The 14,570-nt window shown below is 57.9% G+C and carries 10 protein-coding genes and 1 pseudogene; 4 read left to right on the top strand and 7 right to left on the bottom strand.

Annotated features, from left to right (window positions below):
- Positions 1-25: 25 nt before the first annotated feature.
- Positions 26-790: an SDR family NAD(P)-dependent oxidoreductase gene (locus tag J3489_RS23720; protein WP_207002236.1), complete on the bottom strand. Its 765-nt coding sequence runs from the start codon at positions 788-790 to the stop codon at positions 26-28.
- 440 nt (positions 791-1,230) lie between these two features.
- Here J3489_RS23720 and J3489_RS23715 point away from each other — a divergent pair, with 440 nt between their 5' ends.
- Positions 1,231-2,337, top strand: a complete 1,107-nt coding sequence (locus J3489_RS23715; RefSeq protein WP_207002234.1) for a LacI family DNA-binding transcriptional regulator — start codon at positions 1,231-1,233, stop codon at positions 2,335-2,337.
- A 31-nt stretch (positions 2,338-2,368) separates the two neighbouring features.
- Positions 2,369-2,563 (top strand): oxidoreductase, encoded by a 195-nt coding sequence (locus J3489_RS37810; RefSeq protein WP_207002232.1) that lies wholly within the window; start codon positions 2,369-2,371, stop codon positions 2,561-2,563.
- A 111-nt stretch (positions 2,564-2,674) separates the two neighbouring features.
- On the opposite strand, the gene J3489_RS23705 is transcribed toward J3489_RS37810, so the two are convergent.
- The 3 genes from J3489_RS23705 to J3489_RS23695 form a co-directional block, all read right to left on the bottom strand.
- Positions 2,675-3,919, bottom strand: a complete 1,245-nt coding sequence (locus tag J3489_RS23705; protein WP_207002230.1) for an EAL domain-containing protein — start codon at positions 3,917-3,919, stop codon at positions 2,675-2,677.
- Between the two features lie 58 nt (positions 3,920-3,977).
- The gene (locus J3489_RS23700; RefSeq protein WP_207002228.1) at positions 3,978-4,907 is read right to left on the bottom strand and encodes an EAL domain-containing protein; all 930 of its coding nucleotides are present in this window, start codon (positions 4,905-4,907) and stop codon (positions 3,978-3,980) included.
- 812 nt (positions 4,908-5,719) lie between these two features.
- Positions 5,720-5,989 (bottom strand): hypothetical protein, encoded by a 270-nt coding sequence (locus J3489_RS23695; protein ID WP_207002226.1) that lies wholly within the window; start codon positions 5,987-5,989, stop codon positions 5,720-5,722.
- A gap of 393 nt (positions 5,990-6,382) precedes the next feature.
- Between J3489_RS23695 and J3489_RS23690 the strand changes: the two are divergent.
- Positions 6,383-6,527, top strand: a pseudogene (locus J3489_RS23690) (IS6 family transposase); the annotation flags it as partial.
- 545 nt (positions 6,528-7,072) lie between these two features.
- Positions 7,073-7,681 (top strand): group II intron maturase-specific domain-containing protein, encoded by a 609-nt coding sequence (locus tag J3489_RS38940; protein ID WP_207002225.1) that lies wholly within the window; start codon positions 7,073-7,075, stop codon positions 7,679-7,681.
- A 731-nt stretch (positions 7,682-8,412) separates the two neighbouring features.
- On the opposite strand, the gene J3489_RS23680 is transcribed toward J3489_RS38940, so the two are convergent.
- From J3489_RS23680 to J3489_RS23670, 3 genes are all read right to left on the bottom strand, one after another.
- A complete protein-coding gene (locus tag J3489_RS23680; protein ID WP_207002223.1) occupies positions 8,413-8,820 on the bottom strand; it encodes a hypothetical protein in 408 nt (135 codons plus the stop codon).
- Positions 8,821-11,831: 3,011 nt separating this feature from the next.
- Positions 11,832-12,800, bottom strand: coding sequence for a ParB/RepB/Spo0J family partition protein (locus J3489_RS23675; RefSeq protein ID WP_207002221.1), 969 nt, complete (start codon positions 12,798-12,800; stop codon positions 11,832-11,834).
- Positions 12,797-14,008 carry a ParA family protein gene (locus tag J3489_RS23670; protein ID WP_207002219.1) on the bottom strand — a complete coding sequence of 404 codons (1,212 nt, stop codon included), beginning with the start codon at positions 14,006-14,008 and terminating at the stop codon, positions 12,797-12,799. Before J3489_RS23670 ends, J3489_RS23675 begins: the two co-directional genes overlap by 4 nt.
- Positions 14,009-14,570 lie beyond the last annotated feature (562 nt).

Raw genomic sequence — 14,570 nt, 5'->3', positions numbered from 1 at the left:
TCCGCAACGACCGAATTACGGGTACCTACAAGAGGGGGCGGCCGCCGTCTACAGCGATGACCGTGCCGGTCGAGAAGCGCAGCAGCGTTGCCGCCGCGATCACAGCATCGGCAATTTCCGCGGGGTACGCGAGGCGCCCCAACGGCGTCTTCGCCGCTTGGCCGTCCCGCCAGTCGACATCCATCGACTTCACAAACTCTGTGTCGACGAGGCCCGGCGCGATCGATACGACGCGGATTTGCGGCGCCAGCGCCCGCGCCAGAGACCGGGTCATGTTGTCGACCGCTGCCTTTGACGCGCAATAGATCACATTGCTGCCCACTGCTGTCTGTGCCGCAATCGACGACACGTTAACGACAAGGCCATCGCCGTTAGCAGCCAGCGCGTGCCGAAACGCGCGAATCGCGGCAAACGGGCCTCGTACATTTGTCGTCAGGATTTCGTCGATCAACGGGTCGTCCAGAGCGTCGAGATCGTCATGCCGGACGAAGCGCGTCGTGCCCGCGCTGTTCACGAGGAGGTCGAGTCGTGACGACCGTTTCAGAATCGTCGATGCCGCCTCGCGCAACGCGGCCGAATCGGTGACCGGCATTGACAGCGCGAAATGACGCGCCCCTAGTGGCGTGGGCAGTTGCTCGACCATCAATGCCGCGCTCCTGTCGGAACGGTTATACCCAGCGACTACTGTCGCGCCGGCCGCCGCGAGGCGATGGCAGATCGCCCCACCCAGACCACCCGCGGCGCCGGTTACCGCTGCCACTTTTCCTGCAAGAGCGAACGAGGCGCTCATGGTCGCGCCTCCGGTCCAGTGACTCGCGAGGCAACCACATACACAGCTTGGCACTCGCGCCCCTGAGCACACTCGGCAGAACGAGCCCGCTGTCCGAATCCGACCTTCTTTTCCGCCTCTGATGCATGCGTATGCGATCTTCTCGTAATGATGAGTTTTCGCCTGCTAATCGCTTGTTTCACTGTCACCCCACACTCCTCCACCACGTCGAATGCATACGTATGCAGTGACAAAGTATAGAAAGCTGGTGGCGCGTTGCCAATACATTTTTACGCTGCGAACGATCAGGTTTACCCCTATGACACATGTGTAGGCGTCGGGCTGCCGCTCTGTCCGCCCCAGAAACCCTGGGAACGCTATATAGCTCGCTAAATTGACGGTATGCTTTTGGGCGAATGGAAGGCGGGTCATGTGACCCGCGACCGGTAATCGGAGGAGAGATGGGAAGCAAGAACAGGGTTACGGTCATAGGTGAACTGGAACGCCGCCCGACGACGGCCCATGACGTGGCGCGGCTCGCCGGCGTTTCCCAATCAGCTGTGTCGCGTGTATTTACGCCCGGAGCCAGCGTATCGCCCGAAACGCGTATCAAGGTGATGGAAGCCGCGAAGCGGCTTGGCTATCGGCCAAATCAGGTCGCCCGCTCGCTGATCACCCGTCGGTCGAACATCGTGGGCGTTGCGGTCCCCGGCACTGAGAATCCGTTCTACAGTGCCGCGCTCGACGCGCTATCGATAGCGCTTGCCCGCATCGGATACCGCGTCCTGCTGTTCAGCGTCGATGCAATCGCGGGCTCGGACCCCATCCTCGAGGAGGTGCTCCGCTACCGAGTCGATGCTCTCGTCCTGATTTCAACTAGTCTGTCGTCACATTTCGCCGACGAATGCATGCAACTCGGTCTACCAGTAGTGCTACTCAACCGGAAAACAGATAGCGGTCTGGCATCCAGCGTCACCGGAGACAATCTGAACGGGGCGCGCATGATCGCGGCATTCCTGCTGGCTGGCGGACACAAACGTTTTGCCTTCGTCGCGGGCGTCGAACACTCATCGACAAACCGGGATCGTGAAGCTGGCTTTCTCGGCTACCTCTCAGCTCGAAAGGTGCGCCACATCGAGCGACGGGTGGGGAATTATTCCACTACCGGAGCAGAAGCCGCCGTCAGGTCGTTGCTGGAACTCGAAAAGCAGCCGGACGCTATTTTCTGCGCTAACGATCACATGGCCCTCGTTGCGGTCAACGTGGCACAAGTTGGGTTTGGCTTGCAGCCTGGAAGGGATATTTCGATCGTCGGCTTCGATAACATCGACATGGCTGGGTGGCCGCTGTTCGGCCTCACGACCTATTCTCAGCCGATACAGACGATGGTCGATCAAGTAATCAGCATCCTCGAGCGGCAACTCTCAGGCGAAGCTGCTGTCGCGTTACAACAATTGACAGAAGGGGAACTGATTGTCAGAACGTCGGCGCGCAAACCAAAGACGGGACTCTCTCGATCCGGGAATGAATGGGTCTGGTGCCCTCGAACGGAGCTAGCCGTCTTCTGATAGTCGAAGCCAACCAGCGCTCGTTTCCGTCGTGTCGCCATCTGAGGTGCGTAAGGCGTTCGCGGACACAGTGATCTGGTGCGGCGGCTTCACCGACCATACTGCGCGAGCGGCACTCGATACGGGGTATGTCGATCTGATCGCTTTCGGTCGACCCTTCGTCGCAAACCCGGACCTGGTCGCTCGCTTACTCAACGGGTGGCCGCCGGCCGAGGCAGAGCCGTAGGCTTCTCCGGCACAACCACAGGCTCGTTGTCCGCGATTTCCACATGAGGGTGTGTCCACTGAAAAATGGCGGACACATGCTGCGCCTTAAGCCTGCGAGAAACCATGTGCGCTAGAAATCGCGCTTACATTCATTCGACGATGAGGCTTTGTCTGGTTCCGTGCGGCAAAACCGATACCCCTGGACCCAGGTGGCGCCGCTCAAACGCGCGGCGCGCAGATCCTCATCGGTTTCGATGCCCTCGACGACGACGTGCGATGCGCAACTTCCTGCAAACCCGATCAGTTGGGTGAGGCGGTTGCGGCCCCTTTCGTCAGAGCGTGCACGACGAATGTACGCTCGATCGATCTTGGCGACGTCAGGACACAACGCGATGAGCGTCTCGGCGCTGCTATGGCCGGCACCGATGTCATCGAGTGCGATCTGACAGCCTAATGACTGCAGTGTCCTGACGAAGTATTTGGCCGACTCCAGGTCATGTAGGGGCGCAGTCTCGGTAATCTCGATGGTCAGACGGGCAGCCATGCTCGGGCACTCGGCTAGCGCTGAGAGGATGGATGCCCACCAACCATCGATCACAGCGCTTCGGGCAGAGACATTGCAGCCGAGTCGCGCGACGCGATTGATGCGGAGAGTCTCGATGACTGACGCTACGACCCATTGGTCAATCCGGCGAACGAGCCCGAGGCGCTCGAGAGCCGGGAAGAACTCACTGGCGCTCTGCCACTTCCCATCCACCATCTTACGTAACAGAGCTTCATCGTAAAGCACATTCGCCGCATTACGTACATCACACACCGGTTCGTACTGTAGGTGCAGGTGACCGCTCTCAAGTGCGGTGAAGATGTCCTGCGTTCTCGCCATGTCGGTAGCGTACTGCCTGCGCCACGCCTGGGTGGTCTGTGTTGAAGCATCAGCCTGACCGTCGAGATCAAAGGGTGAGTCGTCCAGCGGCACGACCCTTGCTGATATGACGGGGAAAATCAGGCCATCGCAGGATTCGATCGGGTCATTTCCGAGGGTCGTGATGATCCGCTCCAGCAACGGTCCCTCCTGCTGAAGCGAGGGCACTTCGTGCGGACCCAGGTGAGCGATTTCCAGGATAAGCAGCAGGCGATTCTCGCTGACACACACCAGATCCCCTGCTCCGTTGCACAGCCGATTTGCGCGCTCGTGGACGATGTGTCGAACGGTCAATGCTAGCGCGGACCCGTAGACATCAGAAAGATGTGCATGATTGTCAATGGAAGCAACGACGCAGACCGTACGGTTCGGCGGATCGGGTTGCTGGACCTTTTCTCCAGAGCCCGAGGGGGTATGGCCTTGTCCAACAGAGGACTTGAGTTCGGCAGTCATGTCGACTGAACTCCTGCCCTGTGTGAGATCGCTATCATCATCACCATGGATTCGGCTTTCATCGCAAAAACGCCTTTCTATTCGCGGAAAATCTTGATTCGTTGGACTCAAGGAACGTTGAAAGATCGATGAGGCGCATTGCCTTTCCCAGAAAGAATCCTTGTGCCATATCCACCCGCGCTCTGCATACTGCTTGATATTGAACTACACTTTCGACGCCCTCAGCGACGACGGTAGCGCCCAGGCGGCGGCCCAGATCGGCCAACGCCGAGAGCGCCTGCACGCGTTCGTCGTTCTCCAGGCTCAGTGTCTGTCGTTCAATCTTGGCCAATTCGAATTTGAACTGTTCGAGTAAGGCGAAATTCGCCGGCGTGACGCCGACACCCGAGAGCGCGAATCGAACACGTTTTTTTCGCAGCTTCGACATAACGTCCAAAACTCGCTGGGTTGACTTCGCAGTTCCGCCTTCCGTCACTTCCAGCACCAACCGCGGCAAAAGATGACCTGCCGAGTTAATCACGTCTGTCATGAACGAGCCGCTTTCCAAATGTGACCATGCGACATTGACTGCCACATACAAGGATGCCGCTCGTTCCAGTGCTCCGAGCTCTTTCATCGCGGTAGAGAGTACAAATCGAGTTAGCGGAGCTGTGCCGCTGGTCCCTTCGAGTTTGGCTTGGTAATACAGTGGTCCCCGCAGTCCGTAAATGCCGTTCATCCATCGAAGCAGTACCTCGACCCCGACGCATTTTCCGGATCTTGTACTAACCACTGGTTGATATTCCAGGTTGAACTCCTTGCGTTTCAATCCAGCCTTCACGGCGCGGACCAGTCTAGCGTCGGGCGTAAATCGACGTTCATAGAGCGCCCAGCATCCGAGACCCAGCAGACAAAGAAGCGCCATGAGGAAAATGACCTCCGTACTGGCGAGGATCGTGGCTGGGGCAGGAAACCAGTCGAGATTACGCCATGAGGACGTTGCGTCCACTACCTTCGCCGACTTCGAGGGTACTGTTTCGCTGGCGCACCGCGGGTTCCACCCGCAGCGCGGAGAGCGCGGCAAATCCGTGGGAAGCCGATCGACTACAGCTTGGGCGTGGTCCCCGATTGGCCTGCCTGTAGGTCCACGCGCCCAACTGGACGCTTGAGCCGTCAATTCAGGTGGCAGCGCCCGTGATGTCGGCGCAACGGCGGATCCGTCTTCTGTCGCTCCAACCTCAGACGGGCTGACGAGGACCCCGATGCCGGAGTCCTGCGTGTTGCGCAGGGAAGTGCACCGAACGTGTCCGATAAACTGGGCGAGCGATCCTGAATCAGTGCCTGCTAGCGCAGCCGGAACTGGAAGCCCAAACGAAACCGTGCAGCCGCTTCGAAACTGTGGTGTCGCCGCATCTAGTGGGCCCGTCCATTTCAACGGCCGCCGTCTCACTTTGGCAATGACGATGTTCCGTCCCGTCTGGTCCGTGAACCCTTCAATGGATGTGCCCGCATATGTCATCTGGCTTGCAAGCGTACACAAGGCCGCGACTATGTAAATTGATTTGAGTCGGCACAAACACAGCGAGCGGGAGTCTATCGATGCTTTGGGACATTCGATATCTGCGGTCATTTTTTATATTTATGTTCAAGGTGCCGAGCGCACGCCGTGTGTGGGTTGTGTGAAAACGGGCACGATTTCATACCTGTGCGCCGCATGCACCGACTTTGCCGTACGCGTTGTCGAAATGCGCATGCGAGAATGCCAATCTCCTACGGCGCGTTTAGCGCCAATCTCAATAAGATTCGATTTGAACGCTGAACTCATCTGGCGTTCTGTCGCATGTGAACAGGTATCTCGCCGTAAAATTCGTGCTTCTCGATTTCGCTCAAACAGCTTAAGACGATGGATGTTCGTTCGTTAATTAGAATTTCGATCATTCCGGTCATCGTGCACCCGTAATGGCTGGATATCCGTTCGAGATTGCGTTTTGTTGCAATTGAAACCATCACGCTTAATTGCTCCATTTCACCGCCTGATCCAAGATGACGCTCCCGATATCGGCGCTGCTTTTCAGCGTTTGATAATGTCATTTGCGTAAACTCCTGACTGCGGCCATTCCAACCCGAATTTGCGGAATGGCCTCGTTCGAGATTAAGTGGATGGAATATCGGCCGATATCGCAATAAATTTAGGTCGACGTATCGGTTATGCAATAACCGTCAAAACTGTCGCGTCGTCGCAACTCGAATGAAACGCGTTGGTCAGAAGCGAATGCTAGTGGTACGTGGCGTGTGACACACGGCATGGAGTCGTCAACAAAGCACGATCATCGGAATGGGAGAGGGGCTTTGAAGCTGAATGGCTGGAGCGCGAATCAATGACGACTCGCGGGAAGCGATTGAACCGCTACAACCGCATCGATGGCTTCTGTCGCAGTAAGGCGGTCTGCCATGTTCGAGGGGTGAAGACGAACGATATGATCGATGAAGCAGCGCGTGAATCCAACTATGGCGCGCATGCTTAAGCGCATGCATTACCCGCTCGACGTGATCCTGATGTGCGTACGCTGGTATGTCGCCTATCGGCCAAGCCTGCGTCACATTGAAGAAATGGTCGCTGAACGTGCGATCCGCAACCCTTACTGCAAAAAAACCCTTGCGCGAGATCGACGAACTTCGCGCGAAGCTGGACAGACAGCGGGCGGAACTGCGCGAGATACGCGACGCGCTTCAGGCCGAATAGCCGGCGGGCAGGTGCTTCCAGATCGAGCAATTCGAATCGTAGGCGCTTGCCGCCATGAAGCGCGGGCGCACGCGGCAAAAGGTTGCGGTGCATGATCTTGCAACGCGAAGGAGAAGAGGGGTTGCAACGTCCTAATTCAAACCGTCGGTCGTAAAGCGGGTGCGGACGAAGCGCTCTCATTCGGGAAAGTGCTCGCATCGTACGAGAGACGGTTTTGTCGCGGCAAGGACATGAGGACGAGATTGAGCGAAACAAAGAGGATTGCTTACATTGCGCCGGCAAGCGGATGCTCCAGATGCAATTCGTCATTCCGGTGCATCAACGCCGGGCCGGTGTCGCTCACCGCACGTGGCGGGTGTTAAGCGCCCGGACGACTGATTCCAATCAGCTTCGCCTGCCGAGACACCGCCAACGCGTGCGTGCTGTCAATCATGTCCTCCACTTGTCCCACTGTGCGAATTTCCGGAGCCACCTTTCAGGCAAACCTGATAAGGCTGCTCAATCCGGCATTACGTGGATGGGCGAATTACCACAGCCATGTAGTCGCTAAGGAAACCTTCGTTCGGGTTGATGCCGATGTCTGGTCAATGCTATGGCGATGGGCGGTAAGAAAGCATCCGAGCAAGGGAGCCCACTGCGTTAAGGGAAAATACTTCAAAACTCGGCGCGCCCGGAACTGGGTATTCACCGCCACAGAAAAACAAGAGGATGGAACGCAACGCGAGCTTACCCCGCTACAAGAATCGGATACGCCAATCCAGCGGCATGTCAAGATCAGAGCTAACGCCAATCCACACGACCCAGAATGGGAGCATTACTTCGAGTCCCGGCGGCGCACGAAAATGCAGAACTCGTTAAAAGGCCGTGCGAAGCTGTACCGCGTCTGGCTCAGTCAGGACGGCCTGTGTCCTGACTGTCAGGAACCCATCACGACGGGCATCCCGTGGGGTGTTCGTTGTATCGTGAAAAGAACCGAAGGCGGATCGAACGCAGCGAGCAATCTTCAAGTACACCAATTCGATTGCCGTATAAACCATTAGTCTGCCGAAAATACCGTTGTGAAACCGGGTGTCGAGAGATGCCTTTGCAGAGGCTTGAGCCGTGTGGATCGAAAGACCCATGCACGGTTCCGAGGGGGCTGGACGCGGGTAACCGCGCCCAGCTACCCGACAGCGCCCATTGCCGGACCAACCGTGTTCGATCGATTTGGCGGCATACCACGTCAGCGTCGGTGAAAGACACTTCGGTCATACAGTCCGGTGCGACATGGGAGCGGCAACCGCCGACGGATTGCATGGACTATCAACGGTCGCCGCCGAGGCGGCAATTGCTTCCGAAGCGCAGCGCTTGCCCCGGAATTTCGAGGTCAGATCGTCATCGCTGGTTCGTAGCCTCCCCGACGCTTTGCCAGCGACGGATACGGCAGCTGGCGCTGTAGCGGTCGACACTGGCCGGTCCGTTGGAGACTCGCTTGCCGCTGCGCAGCAGCGGTTAAGCGGGAAAGGATAAGCGCAGACCGTTAGTTGCGCACAATTCGCCAATCGAACGGCCCAGCCCAGGCCGCATCACCAGGTGCCTTTTCATCTGGCGGGATCGCTAAGGCGCCGAACGTCCTCTATAGGTCGCGGGGGGCGGTAAATTTCGCGGCATGTATCAACGCTACAAATTACGTAATTTTCGATACGCCATGCCAGCAGCGACGAGCTGCGCTGCGAACTCGCCTGGTTTCGACCGTTTCTTGCACCTCTGCAACGCACCACTCCGTGAAACATCAGGGGAAAATCAGCCTTGAAAAAGGCGGATATCCTTGTCTGCGTTGGGCTTTCGGCGTTTCCCAGCCTGACACTCGATGTTCCACAAATTGCCGCCCTGACAGGAAGCCGTCGCTCCATTCGCGTGCGGAGCTTGAGATTTCTGCCTCTCCCATTTGCCAATCAAGCGGCAAAACGTTCAACGTGAGACGGATGTCAACGTCATATGATTGTTTCTTCACGCACGACCGGCCGGCGGACTGTCTTAGCACACGTTGGCGGCCTGCAAGTACGAACACGAACGCGTCTGCTGATCGGGCGCGCGTCACCAGCAAACCGAATGCGTGCTGCAAGGCGTAATCGGGTGCCTGCAGTTTGTCGAGAACGTGCCGTAAGAAGCGGTCCTGCGCCGCGGGGAAGTCCAGCACGGGAGGCCCAAATGGACGCTGTTCCGTTCCCTATTCACCTCCGCTCCGTCGCGCAATCGCGAAGAGTCTCACGGCAACTGTTGCTCTGGATTCAGACAAGCCGGATAAGGGTAAACCCGTAATATCGATGATCTGCCGAGGCAAAAGATCAAGCATCGCGATCATTTTCTCGGATGCGTGCTACATGGAAAAACACGTGCCGGAACACCCTTCTCGAACCTGCTCACGTTTTGAGCAACCGGATGAGGGCATGATCCTCCGTGCGACAGCGCTCCCCAGCCAAGGCGTTCCCCATGTGCACCGTTGATAAGACGTCCGGCGACCAAAGTGAGCTCGGGCACTCCATCCTTGAGCAGCTAGGCGGCCAGCGGTTCATCGCGATGATCGGCGCCCGCGACTGCTGCGAGCGACGGCGGACTGTCGTTTTGTCTGTCGGACAGTCTGGGGCACAACGACATCACTTAAGAAGCGATTGGGCTTCGGCGGAAATATTACGATATTATTACATTCCAATAGCCGTTCCGTCGCAAATCGCTCGGTCGAGCGGATTGGACTAATCGACAACGTAGTACCCGAACAGCTGCAGGCCCGAACTCACGAAGTCACCAGCGCTATCGCTTGAACACGTCACCTGACGAACCTTTCGCCCTTTCCGGTCGTGCGGTAGGCTTTCCGGCGCATCGTCCGCGATATGACGCGCGCGATTGAATGCTGGCTCGACGTCAATGCGTCGGCGCTTGAGCGCCCCGGGTTCTGTCCTATCTCTGCGTGCAACAACTTCAATGCGGTGCACGCCTACCTGCATACTTGTCCGTGAAAGGACCGCCGGCGCATATCAGATGGAGTTGAGGCGCAGCCTCCTTTGATGCGTCCTCAAGCGGCCTATGGCGCCCTCTCACCTCTCGGTAGAAAAGTGTGCGCAGCACGAGGACTCCCTGACGCAGCCGAGCCCGGACTGGGTCAGCATTAAAACGCCGAGCTGGCGCCCATTCGCAGGGTTGCTTACGTTGGGATTGCCGCGCCACGCGCTACGCGGTGATCGCGCTACGCGGGTTTTTGAGCGGATGATCAGTGTGCTCCACGCTTGGCGGGCAACCCGTGGCCGGGTGTCAAAAATCCGCTGACAGAACGGAGAGAGCTCGTTATGGCCATCGACAAGGCGCTGTCAAAGAAGCTCTGGGAGTTGCTCACGCGCGTTGATTGCGTCCTTAACCGCACCTGCGTAAAGTTCGCCTTCCCGTTGTAGGGCATCCCGCGGGGTGCTAGGAGCGCTGCGTTGCCGGCCGCGCTGTATCGCCACGCACGTGTAGCTATTCTGCTGATGGGCTTCACCGGCATGCGCCCGCGGAAGATGCCGCCTACACCGCAGGCCACTGACTCAGACCGGTGCGCGAGCTTGGCGGCGACGAGAGCGCCCTCTGGGCGGTAGCAGTTCTGGGCGAGCGCCCGCAGTGACGCAACAGCGTCTCAACATTGACCGGTAACCCAAGCGTATTTACAGCAGGGCTGCGCATTGCTGCCGACGAATCCCTGCCGCTCGATGGTCGGCAGCGACATCGGTTGCACGAGACGGCGCTGCACATAGCACGTCATACGTTCGCGACGCATGCGGCGGCAAGAAAATTGCCCCTTGGACATGTTGCAACGCTTTCTGGGCGACGTCCCGCTCCAGACCACCACCAGCTACACGTAGGCCGAACGCGCCCGCGGCCTGGAGAAAGTCGGGAAACTCGATCGTGATGCCTCCTGAGCAGGCGGAGATATAAACACCTCGTGATTCGAGTCATGGTCCCATGTCTGGTCCGGGGAGATCGGAGCCACATTCACGAGAGGAAATACCGTGACCCAGAGCGACAACAATGGGACCGTTCTACGGCACGCCATTACGCCGAGGCAGACACAACGAGATGGTCGGACGTACCGCCGTTACCGTCGTCGCCTTGTTGTCCGCCACACTCTGTTTTGTCGCTATCTTAGAAGGTACCGCGCGGCTCGGCTTTTTCCTTCAGAGACCACGGGGGCACTGCACGCGGATGCGTACACTGAATGTACGCGGTCGGGGATCTTCTTGAAGGCTTGAAGGAGGCTTGTTCCTCGTGGGCTGCGTTGGGCTTATCTGGGCCATCGGGCGCATCGGTGGACGCAAATCAAAGCACTTTGAAGTATCAGGCAAGGTCGCAAAGCATCGCTCTGCCGAACGAGCAGAGACGCTCAATACATAAAAACGATTAACGAGAACGCTTAGGTGCTGCTGCGACACGCCCTTATCGCAGGATTCGGGTCCGGCACGACGAACGTCTAGGAACCCATGCTCTTCGCGTGTTAGTTGATCAGGCTACTGCGGGGGTCGACTCCAGTGCTGCGCTTTTCGAGAACTCCTACGCTCGTACCTGCCTGTTTTCTTTGGGCTTGCGCTTCGTGGCGCGAGGCGGCTGCCTCGTGCGTCCATACTATGTACACGCCAGCGCCCCACAACGTAGCCGCTCTTTCTGACGCTCGAATTCTGCCCGGCCTTCCGCCGGCCCCGCGGAGCCGGACGCGGCGTGCCAGTGGGGCAGCGAGCTCGTGTTCCGCCAAGAGTAGCCTCTATTCTCATCGACGGATGGTTCGCGAGTCATTCTCCACCTCGCTGTCGGCCGACGACACTTAAAATCGCCCCGCAACCGGAACGGCGTTCAACCGGCCGCATTGAGATTTCGCTACGCTCTCCGTGTACATAGTATGGACAGATACGACGTGTCGCTGCCCGGCAAGCTACTTGCCCAAGGATGTGACGCCCGAGCGCCGCGGTCGAGAATAGGCGACCGCGCGTACATAGTATGGACACGGCAGGAGTCACGGCCACATCGTTCGTCACACCGCCAGACGCCCGGATTCCAGCGATTCAGCAGGGCAGTGCCGAGCGGGCGTCCATACTATGCACACGCCCAAGCAACCCGCCCAATGGTCCCTTGCCTTGGTGATGACGAAAAAAAGCCCGCTCGCGGCGGGCGCTTCGAAGGCCTAGAAAGTCAGCTTGGCTGAGGATGGAACATCTCGCTGATTAACTCCCGAATCTGAGTCTCCTGCGCTTCAGTGAGCACGCCCGCCTTGATTTTCACCGTGAAGCTGTTGACGTCCTTTGTGATGGAGCCTGCGTGCTCCTTACCCGAGAAAAATTTGTCGATGCTGCGTTCACTTGCCGAGTTCATCGTCGCACGACGGGTCGCCAGCGCCTTAATAGTCGCGGACACCTTTCCTTGGTCCATGCTGCCTGCAACGACGAGCGGCCAGATTTCCTTCGCAGCCTCGACGCCCGCCTCGCCATGCTTGCGGATTGCCGCCACGATAGCCTCAGCTGCGTTTCCACCAAGGAGACGCGGATGCAGGTCCAGATCCTTCTGGATGAAGTCTGGTAGCTTTTCGAAGGAGAGAAACTGATACAAACCTGTTCTGGACATGCCGAGCGCTTCAGCCATCCGCTTGCGCCCTGGAAACTCCTTCTCCGTCTGTCGGATGGACAGAGACACTTCATAGTCGGACAAGTCGTCACGACTCATATTTTCAACCAAGGCCAGCACAGCCATGTCTTCGTCGGAGCACTCCACAACTACAGCCTTGATGTCGTCGATTCCTACCATCTTGTGCGCGCGCCACCGACGCTCACCAGCCACAATCTGATACTTGTCCTCGACGCGGCGAACCACGATTGGCTGCATCAGCCCCACTTCACGAATCGACTCGGCCAACTCCGACAGCTTTGCTTCGTTGAACACCCGCCTTGGCTGCCAGGGATTGGCGACGATGTCCGCCACGGGTAACTGCGATGAGGTCCCGTTGGACTCGAGCTCTTGCACACGGAGTTGCGCCACTGCCAGTGCACCGGCGAGGCCCGGCGCCGTCTGCGTTTTGTTGTTGCGCTTGACCTCCTCTTCCTTGATAGACGAGGTCGATCGGATGCCGGACGTCTTGGCCAGAAGCTGTTCACGCATGTTGCTCATTGCGCGTTCCTCCATTTCTCTGCATAGATTTCGTCCACCCATCGGCAATAGTCGACAAGGGGCTGCTTTACCCGCTGCAACGACTTCGCCGCGCTGTGGGTACTGCTAATGTCGAACACCGTTGAGAATGCCAGCGCTCCTGTGCTCATGACTGAACTGGCCGGAACTTCAATGGAATGCAGCCAGCTCTCATATGCGCTCTGTGCCCACGCGCGCACGATAGGGGCAGAAGAAGTGCGCCCATAGTCGACTCTTGAAAGCATCAGCGAGATGAAGTCGTATTTCTTGTCCTGCTCATACTTGATGAAGCTCTTGGACACATCCGAAAACAGCCGCCAGAACGACAGCGAGCTGATGAAGTCCAGGTTCTCGGGAACCATCGGCATGACCATGGCGTCCGCCGCCAGCAGTGCGTTCAGATTGAGATACGACAGAGAGGGCGACGTATCCATGAGGATGTAGTCGTAGCGCTTGCGAAGCGGCTCGAGACCTTGTCGAAGCACCGTCCAGAATTTGTAGCCTGGCCGCATCTTCTGCATCGCGGGCAGATGGAACTCGGCGCCAATCAGCTCAGTGTGAGCCGGAAGCACGTCAAGGCCGTCCCAGTAACTCGACTGAGTCCGTGCTTCCAGTCCTCCGTCTACTTCCTGGTCATAGATGTACGGCAGCACCGTGTCTTCCGGCGTCACGTCCTTTTCCGCGTACAAGCCGCACAGCTCCGAGAGTGATGCCTGTGGGTCGAGGTCGACCACCAGCACCTTGCGGCCTCGCAGCGTCAGTCCTTGCGCGAGGCACATCGTGGTGGTTGTTTTTGCCGAGCCCCCCTTCAGTTGGGCCGTAATGATGATTTTTCCTTCCGGTTCGCGTGTCCCGGTCACGAGCGGCGTCTGATAGATGTCTGAAACCTTCTGGACCCAGACGCGCGCTTCCTCCAGCGTGAAGGTGCGGGTTCGACCCGTGCCCGCGGCGGTGCCCGCCGGCAACTCGCCATCACTCTTGGTCGCGAGGTACTGGACTTGAGAGTGAGAGATGTTGCACATCTCAGCGATCTCTCCCGTTTTGAAGACAGGCGGAGCTTTTCGCGGCCGGGGTGCCAAAATGGTGTCACGAAGCTCATCCGTGAAAATTGAGACCTTTTCAGCGAACTCACTAATTTGCCCCAGCGGAACCGTTCGGTCTACAGCAGGAAGTTGGCTTGTTTTCACCATTCTGAGGTTTTCCCGGAAATTTTTGTAAACCTCAGAATACAGGAAATGGTTGAACTATGCCGTATATGTCCATGAATTTTTTGAGAAAATCGACCACCTGTTGTATTTGCATGTGTTCGAGGTCCGGTTGCCGCGCGAAAAGCTACCTATCACACCCCCCCGCCGACGCCCGACCGCCCAAGGTTAGGCCGGCAAGGTGAGGTCGTTTGTGCTTCTTCGCAGCGCGCCTGTCGCCAGGCGAAAGGAAAATTGCACAAAAAAGCGGCAAATGGTGAGTTCGTTTGTGCTGTCCCCGTTGCTACGCCTGGCGTCGACACTAAACCCGCACAATGGACCTCACCTTCCAACCGGTCGTCCCAAGTCGCACGCGTCCAAAACGACTCGAAGTGCCATTCTCGCCCGGCTGTGAACAATCAACCTCACCTTCAATCACGAGTCTCCCGGTTCTGGAACCGCGGTTCTGCAGAGATGCGCCAACACGAAAGTTTCAGCGCCGCACAATCGACCTCACCATGCACCATTCTTCGGTGCCTCGCACAATTGACCTCACCATGAAAGTTGT

Source organism: Trinickia mobilis (assembly GCF_017315705.1).
GTDB lineage: Bacteria > Pseudomonadota > Gammaproteobacteria > Burkholderiales > Burkholderiaceae > Trinickia_A > Trinickia_A mobilis.
Note: the sequence above shows the minus strand (reverse complement) of the source record. Positions and strands in the feature narration are given on the sequence as shown.